This is a genomic window from Bacteroides sp. CAG:189, assembly GCF_000432295.1.
In the GTDB taxonomy this organism is placed as follows: domain Bacteria; phylum Bacteroidota; class Bacteroidia; order Bacteroidales; family Bacteroidaceae; genus Bacteroides; species Bacteroides salyersiae.
In genome coordinates this window covers 1-3,401 of sequence record NZ_HF990967.1, presented here as the reverse complement: position 1 = coordinate 3,401, position 3,401 = coordinate 1, and the positions used below count along the sequence as shown (strand labels likewise).

The 3,401-nt window shown below is 53.0% G+C and carries 3 protein-coding genes; all 3 read left to right on the top strand.

Annotated elements, in window-relative coordinates; genetic code table 11:
- Positions 1–1,448: DnaB-like helicase C-terminal domain-containing protein (locus QVP90_RS00415; protein ID WP_288203584.1), on the top strand; the 1,448-nt coding region annotated here is incomplete at its 5' end.
- A 133-nt stretch (positions 1,449–1,581) separates the two neighbouring features.
- The gene (locus QVP90_RS00410; protein ID WP_264381151.1) at positions 1,582–2,517 is read left to right on the top strand and encodes an Rpn family recombination-promoting nuclease/putative transposase; all 936 of its coding nucleotides are present in this window, start codon (positions 1,582–1,584) and stop codon (positions 2,515–2,517) included.
- Between the two features lie 288 nt (positions 2,518–2,805).
- The coding region (locus QVP90_RS00405) for an AAA family ATPase (protein ID WP_288203582.1) at positions 2,806–3,401 on the top strand (596 nt) is incomplete at its 3' end.

The window sequence follows — 3,401 nt, the reverse complement described above, 5'->3', positions numbered from 1 at the left end:
TCACGGAACAGACGGAAACGATGCCGCAGACCGGACAGCAGGAGAACTGCCTTTGTTTCAACTACTTCGAAGAGGGTGCACTGGTCAATGTCAAGTATCGTAGCGGCGCCAAGCATTTCAAGATGGTCGCCGGTGCCGAGCTTATCCCGTATAATATCGACGCCATCGCGGATACCCCCGAATGCATCGTCACCGAGGGCGAGCTCGATGCCGCCTCCTTCCTCGCCACCGGCCGTGCGGATGCCATATCCGTGCCCTCCGGCGCCAATGGAAACCTCACCTGGCTCGACCGTTTCGTGGAGAGCCATTTCGAGAACAAACGGCTCATCTACATCGCCGTGGATACCGATGCCGCAGGCTTGAAGCTGCGTGCCGAACTTCTCCGCCGTTTCGGCCCCGAACGCTGCCGCATCGTCACCTACGGGCCGGAGTGCAAGGATGCCAACGAGCATCTGGTGAAGTATGGCGTAGAGAGTCTCCGCATCGCCCTGTCGCAAGCCGAAGAGGTGCCGCTCGAGGGCGCTTTCACGGCCGACGATCTTGCCGTGGAGCTGCGTGCCCTTTACGAAAACGGCTTCGGTCCGGGCGCCGAGACCGGATGGGAGAATTTCGACAGTCTCTGCACCCTCGAACTGCAGCGCCTGCTGATCGTGACCGGAACTCCCGGCTCCGGAAAGTCCGAATGGGTGGACGAGCTCGTCCTCCGCCTTTGCCTGCGCCACGACTGGCCGGCCGGCTTTTTCAGTCCGGAGAACATCCCGATCGTCTACCACCTCCGCAAGTTGGCGGAGAAGCTCACCGCCCGGCGTTTCCAGCCCGGTCTCGGAATGACGGAGGGGCTTTACGAGCGTATCACCCGTTACTTGGCAAAGCACGTATGCCATATCCTGCCCAAAGAGGACTTCACGGTGGATGCCATCCTGTCGAAGGGTAGGGAACTGGTGGCAAGGCGGGGGATTCGCATCTTCGTTATCGACCCCTTGAACCGGATCGAACACGACATGCGGCCCGGACAGACCGAAACGCAATATCTCTCGACCCTGCTCAACCGGCTCTCCGGCTTTGCCACCCGAAACCACTGCCTGGTAGTGCTCGTGGCCCATCCGCGCAAGATGAACCGCAATGCGATAACAGGGCAGACGCCCCGACCGGAAATGTATGACATAAACGGTTCGGCCGATTTTTACAACAAGGCCGATTTCGGAGTGGTGGTGGAGCGGGATGATGCGACGGGCGTCGTGCGCATCCATGTGGAGAAAGTGAAGTTCAAGCACTTGGGGCATCCGGGAGAAGCGCAATTCGTCTACGATCCCGTATCCGGCCGCTATCTGCCCTGCGAGGAGGACAAGTCTCCCCAGACCCCACCCGAACGGAGGGTGCGGGAGACCCGGTTCGACAATGCCTGCTGGCTGCCGGAAAACACGGAAGAAGGGGTTCTTGAATTATGATTTATGAATTATGACTTATTTTTGTGGACGTAATTCACACCCCGCACCTCATAAATCATAACTCATAAATCATCATTCATAAATCATAATTCATTTTTATTGCGTATATTTGCAGAAAACGGAGGATATGAATATGGAACAGAAAGACAGATACATACGCTTTGATTGGGCGGCGAAGCGCCTGTTGAGGAATAAGGCTAATTTTGGGGTGCTCGAGGGATTCCTTACCGTATTGTTGGGAGAGAATATCCGTATATTGGAGATTCTTGAGAGCGAAAGCAACCAGCTGAGTCCGGAAGACAAGTTCAACCGGGTAGACATCAAAGCCCGCAACAGTAAGGACGAAATCATCATTGTAGAAATACAGAATACCCGCGAGATTTATTATCTGGAACGTATCCTCTACGGAGTGGCCAAAACCATCACCGAGCATATCGAACTGGGACGCATTTACTCGGATGTCAAAAAGGTATATTCCATCAGTATCCTTTACTTTGACATAGGGCAGGGCAACGACTACCTGTATCACGGTCAGAACACTTTTGTGGGAGTGCATACCGGAGATTTCCTCCAAGTGACCACCAAGGAGAAAGGAGTCATCGTCAGGAAACTGCCGGCCGAGATCTTTCCCGAATATTTCCTCATTCGCGTCAATGAGTTCAATAAATCGGCAGTCACCCCGTTGGAAGAGTGGATCGAGTATCTCAAAACCGGCATCATACGTCCCGATACCAAAGCACCGGGACTGGAGGAAGCGAGAAGAAAGCTGATCTACTATAATCTGGAACCTGCAGAGCGGCAGGCCTATGACCGGCACATAGATGCAATCATGATACAAAACGATGTGTTGGGAACAGCCCGTGAGGAGGGGCTTCAGGAAGGGCGTGAAGAAGGGCGCGAAGAAGGACTTCAGGAAGGGCGCGAAGAAGGGCGTGAAGAAGGACTTCAGGAAGGCCGTAAAGAAAGTAAAATTACCATTGCCCGTAATATGAAAAACGTACTAAATCTTCCTGACGAAACCATTGCCCAAATTTCGGGTCTGCCTATTGACGAGATAAAAAAACTATAAGAGAGGGAGATAAGAGATGGGAGAATGGAGAGGGGGAGAATGGAGATGGGAGAGGAGGAAAAGGGAAAACATGAGGGATAAAAGTTTATACCGGCCCCGGGGTAAATACGAAAAAGTTTTGTAACTTTGTAATTGTTGGAAGCCTCTCCCCGGCTCTCTCTGTGGGAAAAGCCTTTCCCCAGCTCTCTCCGTGGGAGAGGGAGCTGAGTTAGTTTAGTAGTTAATATAGGCAGGAGTATCTCCCTGCTCCCTCTCCTGCGGAGAGGCTTTTTATAAATTGTGACTGATATGAAAATTCAAGCAAGTATAACGATTCCCTATGCCGTGGCCAACTATGCCGAAATGCGTGACCGTGGTTTCTATTATGTGGATAAGACGGATTACATCCCGCGTCTCGAGGCCTATAAAGCCCCCGTGTTCCTGCGTCCCCGCCGTTTCGGGAAAAGTCTGCTGGTATCCACCTTGGCGCATTATTATGACCGCACGTTGACCCACCGGTTTGAGGATCTCTTTGGCGGAACATACATCGGCAGCCATCCCACACCGGAGCACAACCGGTACATGATCGCCCGCTACGACTTCTCGAAAATGGTGATGGCGGATAGCATGGAAGGGCTGGAGAAGAACTTCAATATTCTGAATCGCGGCCCCGTGGAAATCATGGTGACACACAACCGTGACCTTTTCGGAGACTTTCAGTTTTCCACCCGCGAAAATGCCGCGCAGATGCTGGAAGAAGCGTTGACTTATGCCCGTGAACACGGACTGCCTCCGGTTTACATTCTGATAGACGAATACGACAACTTCACCAACCAGTTGCTGACCTCTTACAATGACCCGCTCTACGAGAAAGTAACCACTGCCGACAGCTTCCTGCGCACCTT